Genomic DNA, 21,137 nt, shown 5'->3' with positions numbered 1-21,137 from the left:
GGGTCAATTACCTAATTTTCAGGGAAAAAGTACCTGAATTTTCCCCCCAATCACTCCAATGGTCGGCACTTTTTGAGGTCAAAAAAGTCTAAAAGCCTTATCCAACAAGGTTTTTAGATTTATTCAGCAAACCCTAATTAGACACCGATAAGCATCCGGTGCGCTCAAAGATTGTTCAACTTGCTAAAGATTGTAGTTCGGAAGTGCCATAAACTCTCACGATTTTGTCTTGGCAGGCCGTGGCGATATAATTACCGTCGGGACTAAAACAAACCGAATAGACTTTCTGGGGATGGGGAATAGAAATAATCGCTTTTCCTGCTTTTAAATCCCATAATTTTAAGCTTTTATCATCACCACCACTGGCTAATAGTTGATTATTAGGACTAACACTAACTGAATTGATATGATCACTATGTTCGCTGAAAGTTTTTACCTCTGTACCTCTTTTAATATCCCAGATTTTAATGGTTTTGTCTTTGCTGCCACTGGCTAAAAATTTGTTATTACTGCCGAAATCTACCGATAAAATACCTCCAAACCAATCGGAATGACCTTTTAAGGTAATGGTGCTTTTTTCTGCCAGATTCCAGATAATTACCGTTTTGTCATTTTCGCCGCCACCACTGGCTAAAAGTTGACCATTTTGACTAAATTTAACTGTTAGAACTTTATCGCTATGACCTTGTAATGTCGAAAGAATGTCTCCGGTTTTTGCTGACCATATTTTCACGGTTTTATCTTCACTACCACTAGCAATAATTTCCCCATCGGGATGAACAGCTACTGCTGTAACTTTATCTTGGTGTCCCGTTAAGGTAGAGATTAATTTTTTAGTTTCCAGTGACCAAATTCTTAGGGTTTGATCATCTCCTCCACTGACCAAAAATCCTTGACAGGGACTAAAAGCAACAGAGTTGATTCCCTTATCCCACCAACCAGCTTTTTCATGTCCTTGTAAACTAAATTTTTGATTTTTTTGCCAATCCCAAACAATAACAGTTAACTCGTTATCTCCACTAGCTAAAAATTGACCATCTTGGGAAAAAGTTAGACATTTAACCTCACCTTCATGGCCTTCTAAAGATTTAAAAGATACTAAGGGATTAAACATAGTAAAGACATTAGTTAATCAAGATTTTTCGGCATTACCCGATGTTAGTGGTTCTGTAGGGGACTACTTCATCCCTGAGATAACTTTTTCCGCTCACCACAAGTACGGAGAAGCTATTGTTCCCTGATTATAACTAATTACAGTGTTTCTCGTCAAGGAGATGCAGCTAATCTAAGGATAGCCTATTAAAATAGGTCTTAGCTTATAAGTACCCGTTGACAATCATAGTAATAGGGTAGGTGAGGGGACAATAATCGAAAAAATTGCCCGATAAATTAAGTATTCCCTGTAACCTAGCCCAAAAAAGCTGCTATTTAGGGACGTTATAGGGTAAGATTAACTATTAGGGTGGAGTTTATTGCCGATTTTAATCTTGTCCTAAGCGAGCAAAATTGACAATTGAATCTGTAATTTTAAAAATATCTATCCCGTCAATCTCATCTAACCGCAAATGCTTAAAATTTTAGTTGATGGTACACCGATAAGACAAAATCCTAGTGGAATTGGATTATATGCTTATCACCTGATTGCCGAATTAGCTAAATTACAAAACCAAGAAAACTTTTCCCTGTCCCTCTGTTTTCAACCATCGGTAAAAAACTGGCTGCGGGGTAATCTTTCTATCCCCGAAAAACTGCAATCCTATCCAGAGGTTAAATGTTTACCAATTCCCGTCAGTCTTAGCAATATCTTAACCCAATTTCCTAATCCTCTAATTTCCTATCTAGAAAACTTTCTTGATTCTCCCGATATTCTCCACGGATTGGATCATGTGGTGTATCCTTGTCGTCAGAGTCGTCAAGTTATGACTATTCATGATGTTACTTTTATGAAATATCCTGAGTTTGTCACGGGGATTGTCAAAACCTACACCCAACGCATTAAACAATCTCTACAATGGACAGATTTAGTTATTGCTAACTCCGCAAGTACCAAACGAGATATTATTGAATATTTAGATGTGAACCCAGAGAAAATTTTTGTTACTCCCCTCGCAAGTCGTTATTCTTACCTCCCCAATTCTCCCTCATATCTAACTATCACTAAACCCTATTTACTCTTTGTTAGTACCCTAGAACCACGAAAAAATATTATTAATCTTATCAGTGCTTTTAACTATCTCAAGGACAGGTATAAATTAGACCATAATCTGATTCTGATTGGCAAAAAAGGATGGAAGTATCAACCAATTTTCGATAAAATATCTCAGTCTCCCTTTCGAGATAGTATCCAACATCTTGATTATCTTGCTGATGACTTAGTTGCGGATTATTATCAAAAAGCCGATGTTTTTGTCTATCCTTCTTTTTATGAAGGTTTTGGATTACCAGTTTTAGAAGCGATGACTTTAGGTTGTCCCGTGGTAACTGCTAATACTGCATCCTTACCCGAAGTCACGGGAGACTCGGCAATATTAATTAATCCCGATAATCCCCTAGAAATTGCCGCAGCAATCTATCAGGTGATTAGTGATACCTCTCTCCGTCAAGAATTAATCACTAAAGGAAAAAAACAAGCGGCAAAGTTCTCTTGGCAAAAAACTGCACAAGCTACCATAAAAGCTTATCGTTCTCTTTTATAATAAGTAAGTAGTTATAATTAAATTGAAGATGGATCCCCCCTTAATCCCCCCTTGATAAGGGGGGTACTGATCACCCCTTAATCCCCCCTTGATAAGGGGGGTGCTGATCACCCCTTAATCCCCCCTTGATAAGGGGGGTGTCTGACAACTTTTAACACCTACCTACTTAACTAGCCAATATCTATGAATAGGAATCATCAATTATTAATCAATCTCGCTTTTCTCGGTACTAAATATACTGGACTGACTACCTATACTAAAAATATCATTCCCCAATTAGCTAACTTAAATCCTACCCTAATCACTTCTAATAGTTACCCAGATTTTAACACCTATACTGTCTCGGCAAACCTCAACCAAGAGCAGGGAACCAAAGGCAATATTAAGCGCTTAATTTGGACAGAAACCCAACTCTATCAAACCTATCAAAAATTAAAGTCTTCTCTGCTATTTACCCCCATTCCCGAAGCACCTATTTATGGAAATTGCCGCTATATTGTCACAGTTCATGATTTAATTCCCCTGCGATTTCCGAAATTTTCTCCGCTAACTTTTTATAATAAATACTATTTACCTCAAGTCCTGAAAAAAGCCACACATATTATCGCTGTTTCCCAAGCAACTGCCGCCGATATTAATAAGTTTTTTAACATACCTCTTGACAAAATAACCGTGATTCTTTCTGGATATGATTCTCATAATTTTCGCCCTTTAAATCTGGCGACTCGTCCCTATTTTCTCTATCTTGGTCGTTATGATCCTCATAAAAATCTCGGTCGTTTAATTACTGCTTTTTCCCAAATCGATCCCGAATATCAATTATTAATTGTCGGTCAATTTGACCCCCGTTTTACCCCGGCTCTACAGCAACAGGTAGAAGCATTATCAATCTCTCAACGAGTGCAATTTTTAAACTATGTTTCCTATGAAGAATTGCCGCAACTTTTAAACCAAGCAACTGCTTTAATTTATCCCTCCCTTTGGGAAGGTTTCGGATTACCTGTACTAGAAGCGATCGCCTGTGGAACTCCTGTGATTACTTCTAATCTTTCCTCTCTCCCGGAAGTCACAGGAGAGGCGGCAATTTTAATTAATCCCTATAGTATCTATGAGATGAGAGAGGCAATGCAGCAAATCGCCACCGATGAACAATTACGTCTTAAATTAAAATCCTTGAGTCGCCAACGCGCCGAGCTTTTTAGTTGGGAAAAAACCGGTCAAGAAACCGCCACAATTCTGCAAAGTTTTCTCTAAAAATGGTGATAAAAAAACTTATCAATCATTGCAGGATGGGTTATAAGCTAAACGGCGCTTAACCTGCATGATCCAACAGCTATAACCCTTTTGGAGTCTATATCGGTGATCCGAAGTAAAAGCCGTTTAGCTTACTAAATCCGTTGAGCATAGGCTACTTATAAGGACAGGCAAAAGGCAAGAGGCAACAGGGGGAATAAATAATCAGTTTTTAATAACCGGATTTAGTATCAAAGCATAGTAGGTGGATTCATGAATCCATCTACCTAGGGGGGAGATTCAGTGTTACTTCCTATATATTATTGTGCCATTCTTGGGGAATTTGAGCAACTTTTTCCTTACCATTAGGTTGATGAATAGGTTTTCCTAAAGGACGAATTTTGAGATTTCCTTGCAAATAAGCTGCGATTCTTTCCCTGGCAATTTTCACATATTCTGCTTCTTTTTCACTCCCCATCACTCGACGATTGTGCATAATACTAGCAATCAGAGAAGTTCCGACCCCGGCAAAAGGATCGAAAACCCAATCCCCCTCATTTGTCAAGGCTAAAACACATCTTTCTACTAATTCGATTGGATATTGACAAGGATGGATAGTTTTCTCTGGATGATTAGATTTAACGTTAGGAATATCCCATAGTAACTCATCCCATTCTTGTGCTAAAAACTCCCAAACATCGCTGGGATTTTTCCCTAAAGGATTACCAGAGGGTTTACCGATATTTTTACCTTTAAAATGGCGCTTACCAGGGTATTTAGCGGGGATTCTCACCGGATCAAGATTAAAGATATATTTATCGGTTTTTGTCAACCATAAAATAGTTTCATACCTGCCAGAAAATCTTTTAGAGGTATGTAATCCATGGCCAAAATGCCAGACAATTCTATTTCTTAAAAAGAAACCCATTTGTTTAAATAGCTGATAATAAAAAATATCTAAAGGATAAACTTCTCCCTCTTGAACGAAATTTCCCACCTGCCAGCAAATACTGCCATTATCTTGCAAGATTCTAGAGAATTCTCGCATAATTTTGGTTTGGGTTTCCAGATAAGTATCCAAAGAGATTTTTTTTTCGTAGTCTTTTCCTAAATTGTAGGGAGGAGAAGTAATAATCAAGCTCACAGAATTATCTGGTATAGTCTTGATAAAATTATTGCTATCTCCTTGATAAAGAATTATTTCGGCATCAGGTTGATAAAAGTCTCGCACTGATTTTGATTGAGAAAATAAGGGCAACTGATTCATAGAAAATTTAGCAGAGAAGAGCCACTTTTAATTATATAGGGTTTGCTGAAAAAGTTTTTCCTGGGGGCAGGGTGTGGGGTGTGGGGTGTGGGGTGTGGGGTGTGGGGTTTTACCCATTTTACATCCAATATTCAAGAGAGCCAGTTTTTTCAAACAATTAATGTCATCTGTAGCCAGCAAAGATATAACAAAAATTATACTTTTTTAGATAAAAATCGGGAAGAAAGTTTTGACTTTTTTCTATTCTTCCCTTAACTTAGATTAGCTCAAACCAGGAACGCACTCGCCCAATTCCACTGTAAAAGGTTGCCAAGGACGAGGATCGATTACCTTTGTCGGTAAGGCATGGGATGTTAATAATTCTTGAAAAGATTCGGGACTACCCTCCGCACTTAACACCGCCATCAATAAACCTTTAAACTCGATATCACCACCGGCAGCGGTGGAAATAATATATTCGGGCTGCAAGCGTTGACAAACTGCTAAGGCGCTTTCTTGTCCTTTGATTACCGGTCCGAGGAAAGGTATTTTTAAGTCAATCAAAGGAGTGATAATCACGGAGATTTTACCCAGAGAATCGAGGCTAGGAGAATGATAACCGTGGGGTTCGTAGTAGATACTCTGATTTGTCGCTAATTCCTTGATAACATAACCATTTTCCACCAGAGTCGGCCCGATTGGAGAACCGGGGACAGCAGTAATTTCGATCGCATTGTCAAAGATATAACTAGAGCCGTGGGTTAAAGAAATGCGATGGGTATAATTGAGCGCTCGAACCACTTTTTCGGCATTAGGAGAAGCTACCACGGGAATTTGGCGATCGAGTACCTGTAAAGTAGGAGGATGGGCGTGATCTTCCAAACCTTGGGAGAGAAGAATCAGATCGATATTTTCGGGAATGGCATGATTAGCGGTTTTTTTGCCCTCAAATAGCCAAGTTAAATTACCAAAAGTCAGGGAACCTACCAACCAAGGGTCGAGAAGCAGGCGTTTTCCCCCGATTTCGATTAACCAAGAATTACTATCAAGCCAAGTTAACTGCATATAAGCCGAGGAATAATGGGGATTTTCTTAATTTAATTTAACATTAGCATTAATTTTTCTGCGCTTGGGGGTTTTTCAGTCATCAGTGAATGCCATTTATAGCAGTTATCTTAATGGTGAGGTAGGAAGTCTCTGGTTTGAGGGAACGGGCAACAGTAGCCAGTCGTCAGGGGGTGATAGCAAATTAAGTAGCTGGTTATAATTAAATTAAAAATGGATTTTAGGTTCGATCCCCCCTGCCCCCCTTGATAAGGGGGGTGCCGATAGGCGGGGGGATCTGAAAGTTTTTAATACCTATCTACTTAGGTTACACTTCATCTTGAGGAGAAACGCTGTCACACTCCTCACTTAATGCCGGTCACTGAAAACCCAAATCTGATCACTGATTACTGATTACTGATCACTGATCACTGATTAGTCAAGGCTTAAGAAATAGGGAAAGTTTAGCTATCTTAGGGAAAGTAGGCGCTAAAAGGGGAGGAAGAACGCATCAGCTGAGACTGAATTTCTATGACTAAACGTACCTTCGGTGTTATCGGACTAGCTGTCATGGGAGAAAATCTCGCTCTCAATGTGGAGAGTCGGGGTTTTCCCATCGCTGTTTACAATCGCACCGCCAGCAAAACTCAAGAATTTATGGAAACTCGCGCCGTCGGCAAAGATGTCAAGGCGGCCTATAGTTTAGAAGAATTCGTCCAAATTTTAGAGCGTCCCCGCAAAATTCTGGTCATGGTAAAAGCTGGCCCGCCGGTGGATGCCGTGATTGAACAATTAAAACCCCTTCTCGAAGAAGGAGATATGATTATCGATGGCGGTAACTCCCTCTACGAGGACACAGAAAGACGCACCCGCGACCTAGAATCGACCACTAAACTCGGTTTTGTTGGGATGGGGGTCAGTGGTGGCGAAGAAGGCGCTCTGCACGGCCCTTCCCTGATGCCGGGGGGTACAGAGTTCGCCTATCGGGAATTAGAGCCGATTTTAACCAAAATTGCCGCCCAAGTCGATGATGGTCCCTGTGTCACCTACGTGGGACCCGGGGGTGCGGGCCATTATGTGAAAATGGTTCACAATGGCATCGAGTACGGCGATATGCAGTTAATTGCGGAAGCCTACGATGTGCTGAAAAATGGTCTAGGACTAAGCAATCAGCAGTTACAGGAAACTTTCACCGAGTGGAATCGCACCGATGAGCTTAATTCTTATTTAATTGAAATTACCGCCGATATCTTTAAGTATGTTGACCCGGAAACCGGTCATCATCTGGTAGATTTAATCTTGGATTCGGCGGGACAAAAGGGAACCGGACGCTGGACCGTGTTAAGTTCCTTGGAGTTGGGGGTGTCAATTCCGACTATTTATGCTGCGGTTAATGCTCGCGTGATGTCCGCTTATAAGGATGAACGGGTGGCAGCCGCAAAAGAGTTACCCGGACCGGGGGAAACCTATCCGGGGGATGCGGCACTATTTGTGGATAAGGTGCGTGATGCTCTTTACTGCTCGAAAATGTGTTCCTATGCCCAGGGTATGGCCTTAATCGCTAAAGCTTCTCAGGAGTTTAACTATAATATCAGTCTGCCGGAATCGGCCCGGATCTGGAAGGGCGGCTGTATTATTCGGGCCGGTTTCTTGGATAAAATTCGCAAAGCTTTTGCGGAAAATCCGGGGCTGCCGAATTTGTTGTTAGCACCGGAATTTAAGCAAAGTATCCTCGATCGCCAAGAAGCCTGGCGTGAGGTGTTAGTCTTGGCTAATAAGTTGGGAATTCCTGTCCCGGCTTTTAGTTCTTCTTTGGACTATTTTGATAGTTATCGTCGGGCCAATTTACCGCAAAATCTCACCCAAGCACAACGGGATTATTTTGGCGCTCATACCTACGAACGTACCGATAAACCCAGAGGTGAGTTTTTCCATACGGAATGGATGGCCGGACTGTAAGGCTATCTAATATCTTCTCCCCTTTTTATTTCTGGTAAAAAGGGGGGGATTTTTTGGCTATCGGTCAAGAATTTTCGATAACCCTTGGGCAAATTGTTCGGCAGTCATGCTCCAACCTCGGTTGACAGGGACTAAAAGAGAGCCGGTGCTGAGAAGTAACTCCATGGTTGCCAATCGCTTCTAGGTGTTGAGCAGTGCCATAACCCTTGTGACGAGCGAGTCCATAATCGGGATAGCGTCTGTGCCAACGAGTAATTAAGTCATCGCGCCAGACTTTGGCCACGATACTGGCCGCCGCAATTACCGGGGATTGTTGATCTCCCTGAATTACCGCCTTTTGGGGGATTGACAAATCTTTAATAATGTGCTTGCCATCGATCAAGCAAAGATTGGGGGAAAGGGGTAATTTCCCGATAGCTCTGCTCATTGCCAGTAGGGAAGCATGAAAAATATTCAAGCGATCGATCTCTTTCACCGTAGCATAACCGATGCGACAAAGAAAATCCCGTTGTATTTGCTGGCTCAACTTTTGCCGTTTTTGGGGGCTAAGTTGCTTACTATCTTTTACCCCCAACTCCCACAGCTGCGGAAAACCAGAGGGGACAGTGACCACTACCGCCGCCACCACGGGGCCAAATAAAGCCCCGCGTCCCACCTCATCGACACCGGCAATTAAGGGTTCTGCGCTCATGACTCATCGGCAGTGGCGGAGGAACGACGACGACGACGACGCAGCACCGTGGTTTCAGCCTCTAGTTGTGGCTCCTCCGTCACCTCGGCGCTCACCGGGGTCTCGAAAGGAATGAATTCACCGAGAAAAACTGGAGTTTCGGGTGCAATCGGTTCGGGGGTAAAAGTCACTGGCGGACTAGCTTCTTGGTTGATTTCCCGACTAACTTCGCTAGTGGTGGGACGACGACGACGGCGCACCAGGGGACGATTTTCGGCTTCCTCGCCGGTTTCCATCCCTTCGACTGGTGCGACCTCGGCTTCTAGGGTAGGAGTCAAGGATATTTCAGGAATGGCAGGCGTTTCTGGGTTTTCCGCTTCTCTTTCCCCTGGCAGTTTCACGGAAACAATCACCGATTTCGGGTCTTTAAACTCCTTATCCACCAGAATCAGGGGAGAAATGCCCATTAAAGAATAAACTTCCTGTTCTACGGGGGTCATTTCCACGGAAACCCGCTCCCGTTCGCTGACGGGGATATTTTTGCCAGCACCGGCATCTTCTCCCCGTTTCGAGAGACGGGCCGGGCGTTCTCGTTTTTCCTCAAGGCGTTGGGGTTCTGATTCCGGCTCGATTTCGTTGTTAACACCGTTAGTAGAGGCTTTTTCGCTCCGTTCCTCTTTCAGCAATAGTTCCGAGGGACGACGACGACGACGACGGCGAGAATTATTAACCTGTTCTTGATAGTTGGGATGGAAGGAAATATCCATCTCTTGAGCGTTTTCTTCGGCCTCAAATTCGGAGAAAACTTCTAGATAGGGTTCGGCCGCCGCAACGCTAGGAGCGCTCTTATCGGGCAGAACTTTTGTATTAGTTGAAGCAATGACAAGGGTTTCTTTTTCCGCACGGCTAACGGTGGGGTTTTCTAGGGCGATGGCGTTGCCTTCTCCTGGTAGATGGGCTAAATGACCTAGTCCGCCGCAATGGTCACAGGTTTTGCCGAATAATTCATAAATGTTTTTCCCCTGACGCTTACGAGTTAATTCCACTAACCCCAATTCCGATAATTGGGCAATCTGAGGCCGGGCCTTATCGCTTTTCAGGGACTTATTAAACAATTCCAGCAGTTTCAACTGGTCGCGACGGGAATCCATATCGATGAAGTCCACCACCACCACACCGCCGATATTTCTCAAGCGCAGTTGTCGGGCGATTTCTGTGGCGGCCTCGCTATTAGTCCAGAGTACGGTTTCTCGGGCCGTGGCCGAACGGGTAAAGGAACCGGAGTTAACATCAATTACCGTTAAAGCTTCCGTCGGTTCGATGATAATGTAGCCGCCGGAGGGTAAATCAACCCGGGGTTTGAGGGCCTCGCGAATGGCGGCGTTAACCCGGAAATAGTCGAGAATTGGCTGGGTTTCCCGATGGGAGTCGATATAAACCCCTTCGAGAGCTTTGCCGCCGCCCCAGTTCGTCAATTGCTGTTTAACTCGTTTTACCGCCACCGGGTTATCCACAACAATGCGATTGACATCGGCACTGTACATATCCCGCAAAACCCTTTGAATAAAGTCATCATCGCGGTTAAGCAAGGCCGGGGCGCGGCTGCTGACGGCCATCTGTTGGATGCTCTCCCACTGTTTTTGCAGAAATTCCAAATCCTCGATAATCGCTTCTTCCGCTTTGCCTTCGGCCTCGGTGCGTACCAGCAAACCCATCCCCGCCGGTTTGACCAAAATCGCTAAAGCTCGTAAACGGGAGCGCTCGTCTTCACTGCGGATGCGACGGGAAAGATTCACCCCGCGACCATTGGGCATCAATACCAGATAACGACCAGGGAGAGTGACATTTCCCGTTAGTCGCGGTCCTTTATTGCCGGTGGGTTCCTTCATTACCTGTACCAGCACTTTTTGCTGGGGGGCCAGTAATTCCGTGATAGCACCGGCGGTTTTTTTCAGTCTTAAGGGGCCCAGGTCGGTGACATGGATAAAGCCATTGCGTTCCGCATCGCCAATATTGACGAAGGCTGCATCTATCCCGGGGATGACATTTTCTACTAATCCTAGATAGATGTCGGCCACCTGCTGATTACCTGTGGCTACAACTAATTCCTGAATTTGATCTTCCCAAAAAACAGCCGCTATATGGTGTTGTTCGGCTATGATTATTTGTTTTGGCATTCAATTTCCTCAATCTTTCGGTTTCAAAAGCGACGGACCATGGGCTATTTGTCTATGCTTTGAGGCTACTTCTGGAAATCTGGTCTTGTTAAGAAAGTTCTAAGAAGATGAGTCCGCATCGTTAAAGCCTCATCTTGATGTTCATCTGCCTCTCAGACGTGGGAACTGAGTCTTGGTTTCAGTTGTTAAGTCTGTTTGGCAACTGCCGGCTTGACCCACAATTAGGTAAGCACAGCCAGGAGACGAGATTTTCAATTAATCCCTGAGTCTTGCTCGATAACAGCATTTTTTATCCGTTTCCGCCAGTTCTGTCTATCAGAATCTAGGAAAAAAGGAGTTTTTGAGTTACTCCCCTCGGCAACAGGTTTCTGTGGAAGGGAAAATAGCGCACTTTTCGATTTTCCAAAAACCACGATTCTTTTAAGAAATGCTTTAATCGAGTCTTATAGACGACTATAACTCACTCGGTCACTCTCTGACAAGACGATGATCCCCTGACCAAGATAATCACTCATAATCTAGTATGACCTGCACCCATTTGGGCGGACGAGAAATCGGATTACCGAGGCGATCGAGAACTAATAACGCCACTAAATGCACGGCAAATAAGTATAATAAACTATTGACAAATATGCCCACAACTGCCACCGATTGCACTTGCAGCAGCGTCGGTTTAGCGAGAATCCCTAACCAGGTGAAAATCCAATCGATAAAATTAGTCGCTTGGGTAATCACATATAACCAGAGATTTTCGCCTAAAAGAATTGAAAACAGCCAAAAACGAAAGAATAAACCAAAAGCCCCCAACAGTCCCCCGGTCAAGATAGAAAATTCCCAGCGCGCACCCCGGCGCCAGCATAGCCCCAATTGTAACCCCATCAGGCCGTGGGGAATCAAAAAGACAATACTGCGAGTCGGTCCCATTAACACCGACAAAAGTAAACTGGAAACTAATGCTGTCATCCAAGCACAACGAGCGCCCCAACGTAAATAGGCTAAAGCGATAGGAATCGGGAAGAAAACCCTTAATAAAGGTCCCAGGGGAAAATAATAATCAATTAACCAGATTAAACTGGTAGCACTGGCCAAAAAAGCCGTCTCCACCGTGATCAGGGTAGCGATAGACTTGAGAGGAGATGGTTGGATAGGTTTGGTTGTGGGTAGATCTAGGGGTTTCTCCTCTTCCCCCAGATCTACCCAATTGGTTTCATCTATTGTCTCTTCTGAGGATTGAGCGGGAGAATTAGCGTTAGAATCATTCATTCTATCAGTTATCCGGTGGTCGGGACGGGTTGGCAAGCTATTCTTAGCTTAGACTTGTGACTCCCAGTCAGGCAAGAGGCAAAAAATACTAAGCTGTTGACTATCTAAATGGGAGAGGAGAGTGAGGTGTTAGGGGTAGGGAAATTTACGGAAAATATTCCTATTTTCACTGAAAAAAAACGGCTCTAAATACCTTCTAAATCGGCTCCTAACTCGCGTAAGAGAGATTTTAATTGTTCTATTTGTTGTAAAGCTAAAACCTTCTCTTGACGTTCCTGTTTAGCCACTTCTGCGGGGGTAGGAATTAATTCACCCTCCCTATTGAAATAGCGTAATTGTTGTTGATAAATACCCAGAAATAAGCCTAATAGATCGCTCCATAGCCAACCCCTGTCCGTCGGTTCAATTGCTTGATATTGCCCTTCCATTAGCCGAAATCCTTGTAATTCTAAGGTTTCAGGATCGAACCAAAAATAATCGGGAGTGCGAAAAATATCTTGATAAATTTGTTTTTTCTCGCCGCGATCTATTTTGGCGGTACTAGGAGACAGAATTTCCACGATAACATCGGGATATTTGCCCCCTTCTCCCCAAACTACCCAACTTTTTCGATCTAAGCGTCTTTCTGTTCCCAAAACGACAAAAAAATCTGGTCCGCGAAAATACTCAGATTTTTTCTGATTAGGACTATAATAAATGGTCAAATTAGCGGCGGCAAAATAATCATTACGCTCTTGCCATAACCATTCTAAACACTGAAGTAAAATCAGAATTTGTTGTAAATGAGCGTAGCTTTCCAAGGGGGGTTCCTCACTCCAGATATCCCTGGGGGGAAATTTTACCTCATCCGCACAAAACTCGTTATTGTCGATGATGGGAAAAGTGGTCATCTTTTTTGAGGTTGGGTGTCGGTCATCTCATTATATCAAAAAAGGTGGGCGATAAACCCACCAGAAAAATAACCCAAAAACCTTAACGATAATTAGGACTTTGGATATCTCTAAGACGCGCTTCGGGGCGTTTAAATCTGTCCATTTGTGCCTCAAAGAATTGACGATTTTTAAGTAAATGTTTGGGATTAGGATCGTCGAGGGGATAAAGTAAAGCAGTGCGTAGAGCTTGAATAACTGCTGAAGTAACATTATACATCGAGCGCTGGAAACTAATACCCAATTGAATCAAAATATCGTCTTCCCCCCGGCAGTTTTGCTGATAGTAATCAATTAGATATTGGGGTAAAAAATGATACATATCATCCATTAACAACGTCGGCGGAATTCCCGCAGTACCCACGGGGAAAACATCCGCATAAAGAATGCCATAGTGAAAGTCTTTTTGTTCGTCAGGAACCTGTTTGGCTTGGGCATTATAGGACTTTGTACCCCGGAAGGGAGCAGTACGATAAAAGACCGCTTCCACATAGGGTAAAGCCGCTTCATAAAGCCAAGTAAAAGCCTTTGATTTGGGGATAATTTCGTAGCATTGACCATCAATATAAACGTGATGATAAATTGGCCGGCCAGCGATGGCAAAAATGCCATTAACGAGGAAATTCATAGCATCGGGAACACCTTTAAACCCGCCTTCATCGTAGATATCGGACATCTCGAAAAATACCGGGGCCATCACTTCCCAGAATAGTCCTAAATTAGAGTAGTAGGACATCATCCGCACCTGTTCCAAAAACATATCGGGGAACAGGTCATAAAGTTTCATCATCACGGGGTTTTTCTTGAAATAGGCCTTAATAGCGCGGTCGGCATTTTGGCGATATTCTTCTGAATCAAGATAGGCATCAAATAAACCCCAACCCATATCGCGGCCATGCCATAACATGGCTTGCATACAAGCTTCGGCAAATTCCATATTAACGCGGTCATGCCAGAGGTGATGGATTAATCTGGGCATTTTTCGGGTTTTACCTTTATCCATGAATTCTAACAATTCAGGGTGAGCGGAACCCGTACCGCGCCAGATGCGTAAATCGGCATTATCGCCAGCGTAATGATTTTGTAGGTCTAGGTATTCTTGGGGCAGAAAATATTTAAAAAAGGGCAAAGGATCGAGGAAAACTCGTTCGGCAATATAGAGCAGATCTCGCCAATAAAAATCCATCGGCACGGCATAAGCTTTATAAATGCCGATAATTTGCATCAGGTTTTCGGGAGTATCCGGCAACATGGAACCACCCGCTTCTAAACGATGGATAATGTCGGCGAATTCGTGAGTAGAAGGGGGAATTTTGGCTTTGATTAATGTCCCAGTCATAGTTTTAGGTAAAGTAATTAGCAGCGGTTACAATAATTCGGAAACAGCAAGGGATAACTAACTATTACTCAAAAATTTACCCCGATTCAACCAGTTGGTTTTTGAGGACTTTTGTGGAGATTTTTTGAAGACAAAACTAGGTTTTGCTTCCCCCGATAAGCTGGCAACCATTGAGTTAGTGGTGGGTTCAATCCAACGGACTAAATAATTGGGTTGAATACCTAAAAAGACGATTAATACCATTAGGACAAAAGCGGGTATAGTTTCCGATTTCAAGACTTTGGGATAGTAGGCAAGTTTATTATCCAATTTACCAAAACAGGTGCGATTAAGCAGGATAACAAAGTAAACCGCCGTTAAACCGGAAGCGATGATACAGAGAACCGTCTGCACGGGAAAACGGGAGAAACTACCCTGAAAAACGATAAATTCCGCCACAAATCCCACTAATCCCGGGATACCAGCACTGGCCATACCGGCGAGAATTAACAGGGCGCTAACCAGGGGTAAACCGCGAATTGGGTTCATTAAACCGTTTAAAACGTCTAAATCTCTGGTTCCGGCTTTGCGTTCGACGATGCCCACCAGATAGAATAAGAGGGCGAGAATGAGACCATGGCTAATCATTTGCGCGACGGCACCAAGGACGCTTAAACCCGTGCCGGCGGCGGCTGCTACCAGTATATAGCCCATGTGACCGATCGAACTGTAGGCCACCATGCGTTTAATGTCTTTTTGGGCAATAGCGCTCAAAGCACCGTAAATAACGCTAATAACGCCGACAATTGCCAGTCCGGGGGCGATTAAAGACCAAGTTTCTGGGAATAATTGCAGACCAAAGCGAACTAAGCCATAAGTACCGAGTTTAGCGAGGATACCACCTAATAAAATTGCTGTAGCGGGGGAAGCTTCCGTGTAGGCATCCGGTAGCCAAGTATGGAGAGGTACGAGGGGAATTTTGATGCCAAATCCCACTAACAGCAGAGTTAAGAGCAGTAACTGGGTTTTTTGGGAGAAATCGGCGGTCGAGAGGGAGGAATAGTCAAAAGTACCACCGTTGAGGAAACCTATGCCTAAAAATGCCGCTAGGACTAATAACCCAGAGACAGCAGTGTAGAGAAGGAATTTAATCGAAGCATAGCCACGTTTTTCGCCTCCCCAGATAGCAATCATCAGATAAAAGGGGATTAATTCTAGTTCATAGAAAACGATGAACAGCAGCAGGTTTTTGGCCATTAATGCCCCAGAAACCCCGGCGTTAATCAGGAGGATTAGGATGTAATAAAGTCGGGGACGCTCTATTTTTTCTTCGGTACTATAGATAGCTATTCCTGTCAAGAAACAGCTTAAAATAATTAACGGTAAGGACAAACCATCGACTCCGAGGTTATAACTTAAACCGATTGGTTTTGCCCATTCGCGGTATTCAGAAAATTGAAAGCCATTGCTGGTTAAGTTATATTGAGTCAGCAGATATAAAGACCACAAGAAGACGGCGGCAACAAAAAAGAGGGTAATTTGACGTAATTTTGCTGGCGCAAATTTATCGGGGAAAAGACCGACGATAATTGCTCCAATTATTGGCAACCAAAGCAGGGTACTGAGCATATTGGTATCGATCGAATGTACAATGACTGGGATGAGAAAAGGATTAGCCAACCAACACGATGACTAATCTAGAATTGACTAAATTAAACTCACTTTGCCGGTATCGAGATCGTAGTAGGCTCCAACAATTTTTAATTGTTTTTTATCTACTAAATCACCCATGACTGGGGACTTGCCTAATTTCTCTACTTGATAGACAACATTGGATTTAATTGCTCGCTCAAGTTTGTCGGAACCGGGTTGTTTTTCAGCCCGATCAACTCCCACCTGTAGGCCATCGATTAAACTACCGATTTGACCCGGGAAACGACCCCCTTCAATGGTGGCTTTTACCGCTCCACAACGAGAATGGCCAAGGACAACAATTACCTTGGCTCCTAACACCAACGTGCCGAATTCGAGGCTACCAATTTCTTCGGAAGTGGCTAAATTTCCCGCTACCCGACAAACAAATAGATCTCCTAATCCTTGATCAAAAACAATTTCTGCCGGCACGCGAGAATCGGCACAGCCCAAAATTGCCGCAAAAGGGGCTTGACTTTCGGCCACTTCTGTGAGTCGAGCTTGATCGCGGTTAGGACTTTTTTTTCTTCGTTCCCAGAAACGTTGATTGCCTTCCATGAGCATAGTTAAGGCCTGGTCTGGGTTCAATCCTTGATTTTGAGCCGTTAGCCATGGCTGGGAATTAACAGCAGTTTGGGCGTTACTTTTGGACAACTGAGAACCCAAAACAGTGGCGGCTAGACCGGTTCCCAAAAAACCACCCCCATAACGGATTAATTGGCGACGAGAGGTATTGAACATAGGTAATTGTTTCCATTAATCAGGACAAATCCTATTGTCAGGGCTAGGGATGCTAAAGAAAAGCCTAAGTTATCAAATCTTTAACTGAAAACTAGAGAAATTTGTGATAGTAGGGGCCAGCAGATGATAATACCGATCAAAGCGACCCCCAAAATAATCGACAGAAAGTAAAATTGGGTTTGGCCCGAGACGTTATATTTCAAACTCTGACCACCAAAAACCGTGGCTAATCCCACCAGGTTAACGATCCCATCCACCAGAAAGGTATCGATCCAGTTAATAATTTGCGAGATTAGTCCGACGACAAAAACGATGGTAACTTTATACAATTTGGCTGTATAAAGGTCGTTAGCAAAGAAATCTTGAAGGGCTTTCGGTTGAAAAACGATCGGTTTGGAGATATTTTCATTCAGATAAATATAGGCTGCCGGAATTACGCCCCCAGCAGTGGAAAGTACCAAGAGAAAAGCCACTCCCAGATTTAAGTTACTTGGTAATAAATGCCATTGCGCTAATAAAATCGGCAGATGAAGGGCGAAACCCATGGTCACAGTCATGGGGATAACTAGGGGCCAAAGAGCTTCCGGAGAGCGCAGGGTCATCGGTTTGATTTTACCGCCAAAGAAAACGCAAAATTCTCTAGTGACACTAAAGGCAGTTAAGGCATTGACCAACAATAGCACTAATAACAGTAAACCACTGACTTCTGCGAGGCGATCGCCCATGCGGGCTAAGGACCAAAAACCACCAAAGGGAGGCAGTGCGACTAAACTAGCGGCACCGACAAGATAACAAATGCCGGAAACGGGACGACGGGACCATAAACCGCCGTATTGGCTTAAATCTTGGCTGATATTATTCCAAATGATGTTACCCACCACCATGACTAACAGGGACATAGCGATCGCGTAGGTAAAGAGTAACACTAAAGCGGTTTCCGTTTGTCCGGTGGCCACAGCGATAAAAATCAGCCCCATGTAGGCGCTGACGGAATAGGAGAGGGAGCGCTTGACATCGATCTGGGCGATCGCAATTAAACCCGCACCGATGGCAGTAACAGAGCCAACAATGATCATCACCTGTAAGGTTAAGGGCGATAATTGCAGCACCGGCTCTAATTTCACCAATAACCAAGCACCGGTGGAAACGACGACGGTATTCCGCAGAATTGTCGCGGGCATCGGTCCCTCCATGGCCTCATCTAGCCATAAATGCAGGGGAAATTGAGCGCATTTGCCCATCGGACCGGCAATCAGGGCTAAACAGAGTAAATTAGCCACATTGGGGTTTAAATCGGCTGTAGCCGCCCATTCTGCTAATTGGTCAAAGTTCCAGGTTCCCGCCAGGGGTAAAAGGGCCACCACTCCCATCAAGAGGATTAAATCGCCAATCCGTTTGGTTAGAAAAGCGTCCCGCGCCCCTGTCACTACCAGAGATTGATTGAACCAGAAACCAATCAGCAGATAAGTGCCGAGGGTGAGAACTTCTAGCACACAATAGCTGAAAAATAGCGAATTACAGATAACGAGGGCGCACATACCCCCTTCAAAGAGGGCGACGAGAGAATAAAACCTTGCCCAACCCCAATCCATTTCTAGATAGGCGATCGCATATACCTGGGCGGCGAGGTTTAAGCCAGTAATTAGCAGTAAAGCCCCGATATTAACGGCCGAAATCTGCACATCTAAAGATATGCTTAAATCTGCGGCATTTAGCCAATTAAATGCTATAGATTGGGGCGGACGACCCCAAACGGCGATCAAAGCAAAAAGGCTATGCAAAAAAGCCCAGCAGGTCATGATCAAGTTCAGATAACCGGCCGGTCGCGGGCCGGTTTGCCGGATAATACCGGGAGACCAGGGTAGAGCGAGAAGTGCGCCCGCAAAGGCGTAAAGAGGTACCAACCAGATAGTCTGGCTGAAGGACTCGAACATATAAACACCTCAAGAAGAAAAATGATCCTGAATTAAAGTTTAAGGTTTAATGGCTCACTAATAAGCTGTCACCATTTTTTAACGAGGCATTAATCGGGATAGTTTGACTAGCTTCCAGCAGGTATTTTAAAAAAGCATCGGCAATCACGGAAAGTTGTTTTCCGGCCAGATAACAAACGTACCAATTGCGCTGAATTGGAAACTGTTCCACGTCGAGGATGGCTAATTCGCCGTTTTCCCCTTCCGAGATGAGAGTGTGCTTAGATAGTACCGATAGCCCCAAACCACCAGAAATAGCCTGTTTAATGGCTTCGTTACTGCCTAATTCCAAGCGCACCTTAACTTTAATATCGTGGAGATTAAATAATTTTTGTACCGCTTGACGGGTTCCAGATCCCGATTCGCGCATAATAAAAGGTTGCTGGTTGAGGGATTCAAGGGGGAGATTTTTCTTACCCACCAATGGATGATCTCGTCGCGCCACCACCACTAGGGGATTTTCGAGGAAAGACTGAGAACAAAGTTCCACTTCTTCCGGCGGTTGACTGAGAATATAGAGGTCATCCTCGTTGTTTAACATTCGCTCTTGCAGTTTCTGATGATTAGTCACTTGCAGGGCGATGTCAATACCGGGATACTGTTGACAGAATGCCCCCAGTAATCGCGGTACAAAGTATTTAGCGGTAGTAATTACGCCTAAAGTCAGCTTTCCCTGTCTAGTTCCCTTAATATCGGCCACTTTCATTTGAAAGTTGTCCAATTTATTAAAAATCTCTTGACAGGTGAACAGTAATTCCTGACCCGCTTCGGTTAAAAATAAACGTTTGCCAATTTGCTCGAATAGCGGTAAACCCACAGCTTTTGTGAGTTGTTTGACTTGGGTTGAGACGGTAGGTTGAGTGATAAATAACTCCTCGGCCGCCTTGGTAAAGCTACTGTGTCGAGCGGTAGCCTCAAAAACCCTTAACTGGTGCAGGGTTGCCTGTATCAAGTTCTTATCCCCTTCTCAATAACAACTATTTGTCACCATCAATCCTAACGTTTTTATAGATTCTAGTCAATTAATTTTTTGATAAATATAGACTTTAATAGATATAACCGCCGCTTAAGACCTTTTGTCAGCCATCAGCTTTTTTCTCCCTCCTCCCCTCCTCCCCACTCCCCCACTCCCCCATTACCCCATCTCCCCCATTACCCCATCTCCCCAATTCATAATTCATAATTCATAATTCATAATTAATAATTGATAATTCATAATTCATAATTATCTTGCTATAATCAGAAAACAACCATCTATTAAAAATAAAAGACAATGGTTAGTTATCTTGATATTGACGACGATCTTCTTTTCCCCGATAGCGATGGTCAACCGATGGCAGATAATACCGAACAATATGAGTGGATTGTCAAAATTAAGGAGAATTTAGAGATTATCTTTGCCGATGACCCTAAGGTGTTTATTGCCGGAGATTTACTCTGGTATCCTCTGCGTTCTACTTTGGTTTCACCGGTTGCTCCCGATGTGATGGTAGCTTTTGGTCGTCCCAAAGGACGGAGGGGTTCCTATCGTCAATGGCAGGAAGAAAATATCGCTCCTCAAGTGGTTTTTGAAATTCTATCACCGAAGAATACAAAAGCAGAGATGAGTCGAAAATTAGAGTTTTATGACACATATGGTGTAGAAGAATACTATTTATATAACCCGATGCGCTGTCGTTTACAAGGTTGGCAAAGACAGGGAGAAAATTTAAGAGAAATTATCCCCATCAATGACTGGATAAGTCCCCGTTTAGGTATGCGTTTTATCTGGAATAAATCTAGTTTAGAATTGTATCGTCCTGATGGAGAGAAATTTTTAACAACTGTTGAGTTAGAGTCTCAAATGCGTCAAGAAAAGAAACGTGCCGATAAAGAAAAGAAACGTGCGGATCGACTAGCGGAACGCTTACAGGCGTTAGGATTAAGTTTAGAAGAAGAATAATACCATTTTTCTTTATTCGTAGCAGGCATGACCATCTCTGTCGTTACTTTTGAAAAATAGCATTAGAGCAGGTTTTTTTCCTAGGTTATTAGTAAACAGTTATTAAGTTCACTTAAGTAGGTAGGCGTTAAAAGTTGTCAGATGCCCCCCTTATTAAGGGGGGATTAAAGGGGGGACTAAGGGGGGATCGGCACCCCCCTTATCAAGGGGGGCAGGGGGGATCGAACCTAAAATCCATTTTTAATTTAATTATA

Annotated in this window: 17 protein-coding genes; 4 read left to right on the top strand and 13 right to left on the bottom strand. The window is 43.6% G+C overall.

The features are described from left to right. Positions 1–175 precede the first annotated feature (175 nt). Positions 176–1,114 (bottom strand): WD40 repeat domain-containing protein, encoded by a 939-nt coding sequence (locus O9290_RS05790; RefSeq protein ID WP_288055472.1) that lies wholly within the window; start codon positions 1,112–1,114, stop codon positions 176–178. Positions 1,115–1,565: 451 nt separating this feature from the next. Here O9290_RS05790 and O9290_RS05785 point away from each other — a divergent pair, with 451 nt between their 5' ends. Further along, entirely contained in the window at positions 1,566–2,696 is a 1,131-nt protein-coding gene (locus O9290_RS05785) for a glycosyltransferase family 4 protein (RefSeq protein ID WP_288055474.1), read from the top strand. A gap of 183 nt (positions 2,697–2,879) precedes the next feature. Beyond that, positions 2,880–3,950, top strand: a complete 1,071-nt coding sequence (locus tag O9290_RS05780; RefSeq protein ID WP_288059289.1) for a glycosyltransferase family 4 protein — start codon at positions 2,880–2,882, stop codon at positions 3,948–3,950. Positions 3,951–4,242: 292 nt separating this feature from the next. Here O9290_RS05780 and O9290_RS05775 read toward each other — a convergent pair whose 3' ends face one another. The 3 genes from O9290_RS05775 to O9290_RS05765 form a co-directional block, all read right to left on the bottom strand. Further along, entirely contained in the window at positions 4,243–5,196 is a 954-nt protein-coding gene (locus tag O9290_RS05775) for a DNA-methyltransferase (RefSeq protein WP_288059291.1), read from the bottom strand. A 27-nt stretch (positions 5,197–5,223) separates the two neighbouring features. Further along, positions 5,224–5,376, bottom strand: a complete 153-nt coding sequence (locus O9290_RS05770; RefSeq protein WP_288086800.1) for a hypothetical protein — start codon at positions 5,374–5,376, stop codon at positions 5,224–5,226. An 81-nt stretch (positions 5,377–5,457) separates the two neighbouring features. After that, positions 5,458–6,240 carry an MBL fold metallo-hydrolase gene (locus O9290_RS05765; RefSeq protein ID WP_288058974.1) on the bottom strand — a complete coding sequence of 261 codons (783 nt, stop codon included), beginning with the start codon at positions 6,238–6,240 and terminating at the stop codon, positions 5,458–5,460. Between the two features lie 510 nt (positions 6,241–6,750). Here O9290_RS05765 and gnd point away from each other — a divergent pair. Beyond that, on the top strand, positions 6,751–8,178 hold the full coding sequence (gene gnd, locus O9290_RS05760; protein ID WP_288056497.1) for a decarboxylating NADP(+)-dependent phosphogluconate dehydrogenase: 1,428 nt from the start codon (positions 6,751–6,753) through the stop codon (positions 8,176–8,178). Between the two features lie 64 nt (positions 8,179–8,242). Here the strand turns inward: gnd and O9290_RS05755 are convergent, their stop codons facing one another. From O9290_RS05755 to O9290_RS05715, 9 genes are all read right to left on the bottom strand, one after another. Beyond that, positions 8,243–8,869: a ribonuclease HII gene (locus tag O9290_RS05755; protein ID WP_288056495.1), complete on the bottom strand. Its 627-nt coding sequence runs from the start codon at positions 8,867–8,869 to the stop codon at positions 8,243–8,245. Then, positions 8,866–11,025 (bottom strand): ribonuclease E, encoded by a 2,160-nt coding sequence (rne, locus tag O9290_RS05750; protein WP_288056493.1) that lies wholly within the window; start codon positions 11,023–11,025, stop codon positions 8,866–8,868. The genes O9290_RS05755 and rne overlap by 4 nt, the downstream gene beginning before the upstream one ends. Positions 11,026–11,532: 507 nt before the next feature. Then, positions 11,533–12,288, bottom strand: a complete 756-nt coding sequence (locus O9290_RS05745) for a DUF2232 domain-containing protein (protein ID WP_288056491.1) — start codon at positions 12,286–12,288, stop codon at positions 11,533–11,535. Between the two features lie 185 nt (positions 12,289–12,473). Continuing rightward, positions 12,474–13,178 (bottom strand): Uma2 family endonuclease, encoded by a 705-nt coding sequence (locus tag O9290_RS05740; RefSeq protein ID WP_002761522.1) that lies wholly within the window; start codon positions 13,176–13,178, stop codon positions 12,474–12,476. Between the two features lie 82 nt (positions 13,179–13,260). Continuing rightward, positions 13,261–14,556, bottom strand: coding sequence for a CO2 hydration protein (locus tag O9290_RS05735; RefSeq protein ID WP_002761524.1), 1,296 nt, complete (start codon positions 14,554–14,556; stop codon positions 13,261–13,263). A 57-nt stretch (positions 14,557–14,613) separates the two neighbouring features. After that, positions 14,614–16,164 (bottom strand): NADH-quinone oxidoreductase subunit M, encoded by a 1,551-nt coding sequence (locus tag O9290_RS05730; RefSeq protein ID WP_288056487.1) that lies wholly within the window; start codon positions 16,162–16,164, stop codon positions 14,614–14,616. Between the two features lie 78 nt (positions 16,165–16,242). Continuing rightward, on the bottom strand, positions 16,243–16,968 hold the full coding sequence (locus tag O9290_RS05725) for a carbonic anhydrase (protein WP_288056484.1): 726 nt from the start codon (positions 16,966–16,968) through the stop codon (positions 16,243–16,245). Positions 16,969–17,048: 80 nt separating this feature from the next. Next, the gene (locus tag O9290_RS05720) at positions 17,049–18,902 is read right to left on the bottom strand and encodes an NAD(P)H-quinone oxidoreductase subunit F (RefSeq protein WP_288056481.1); all 1,854 of its coding nucleotides are present in this window, start codon (positions 18,900–18,902) and stop codon (positions 17,049–17,051) included. 46 nt (positions 18,903–18,948) lie between these two features. After that, a complete protein-coding gene (locus tag O9290_RS05715) occupies positions 18,949–19,893 on the bottom strand; it encodes a LysR family transcriptional regulator (RefSeq protein ID WP_002761530.1) in 945 nt (314 codons plus the stop codon). Between the two features lie 321 nt (positions 19,894–20,214). Between O9290_RS05715 and O9290_RS05710 the strand changes: the two genes are divergently transcribed. Continuing rightward, positions 20,215–20,883 (top strand): Uma2 family endonuclease, encoded by a 669-nt coding sequence (locus O9290_RS05710; protein ID WP_288058684.1) that lies wholly within the window; start codon positions 20,215–20,217, stop codon positions 20,881–20,883. Positions 20,884–21,137: the final 254 nt, after the last annotated feature.

This window comes from Microcystis sp. LE19-41.2A, from assembly GCF_027530405.1.
Lineage (GTDB): Bacteria > Cyanobacteriota > Cyanobacteriia > Cyanobacteriales > Microcystaceae > Microcystis > Microcystis aeruginosa.
This window is presented reverse-complemented; position numbering and strand designations above follow the sequence as displayed.

Excerpts from the sequence above, each read along its gene's own strand:
- O9290_RS05765 (WP_288058974.1), bottom strand. The coding sequence starts at position 6,240 with ATGCAGTTAACTTGGCTTGATAGTAATTCTTGGTTAATCGAAATCGGG.
- rne (WP_288056493.1), bottom strand. The coding sequence starts at position 11,025 with ATGCCAAAACAAATAATCATAGCCGAACAACACCATATAGCGGCTGTT.
- O9290_RS05745 (WP_288056491.1), bottom strand. The coding sequence starts at position 12,288 with ATGAATGATTCTAACGCTAATTCTCCCGCTCAATCCTCAGAAGAGACA.
- O9290_RS05725 (WP_288056484.1), bottom strand. The coding sequence starts at position 16,968 with ATGTTCAATACCTCTCGTCGCCAATTAATCCGTTATGGGGGTGGTTTT.
- O9290_RS05755 (WP_288056495.1), bottom strand. The coding sequence starts at position 8,869 with ATGAGCGCAGAACCCTTAATTGCCGGTGTCGATGAGGTGGGACGCGGG.
- O9290_RS05780 (WP_288059289.1), top strand. The coding sequence starts at position 2,880 with ATGAATAGGAATCATCAATTATTAATCAATCTCGCTTTTCTCGGTACT.
- O9290_RS05785 (WP_288055474.1), top strand. The coding sequence starts at position 1,566 with ATGCTTAAAATTTTAGTTGATGGTACACCGATAAGACAAAATCCTAGT.
- O9290_RS05720 (WP_288056481.1), bottom strand. The coding sequence starts at position 18,902 with ATGTTCGAGTCCTTCAGCCAGACTATCTGGTTGGTACCTCTTTACGCC.
- O9290_RS05735 (WP_002761524.1), bottom strand. The coding sequence starts at position 14,556 with ATGACTGGGACATTAATCAAAGCCAAAATTCCCCCTTCTACTCACGAA.
- O9290_RS05710 (WP_288058684.1), top strand. The coding sequence starts at position 20,215 with ATGGTTAGTTATCTTGATATTGACGACGATCTTCTTTTCCCCGATAGC.
- O9290_RS05790 (WP_288055472.1), bottom strand. The coding sequence starts at position 1,114 with ATGTTTAATCCCTTAGTATCTTTTAAATCTTTAGAAGGCCATGAAGGT.
- O9290_RS05740 (WP_002761522.1), bottom strand. The coding sequence starts at position 13,178 with ATGACCACTTTTCCCATCATCGACAATAACGAGTTTTGTGCGGATGAG.
- gnd (WP_288056497.1), top strand. The coding sequence starts at position 6,751 with ATGACTAAACGTACCTTCGGTGTTATCGGACTAGCTGTCATGGGAGAA.
- O9290_RS05775 (WP_288059291.1), bottom strand. The coding sequence starts at position 5,196 with ATGAATCAGTTGCCCTTATTTTCTCAATCAAAATCAGTGCGAGACTTT.
- O9290_RS05730 (WP_288056487.1), bottom strand. The coding sequence starts at position 16,164 with ATGCTCAGTACCCTGCTTTGGTTGCCAATAATTGGAGCAATTATCGTC.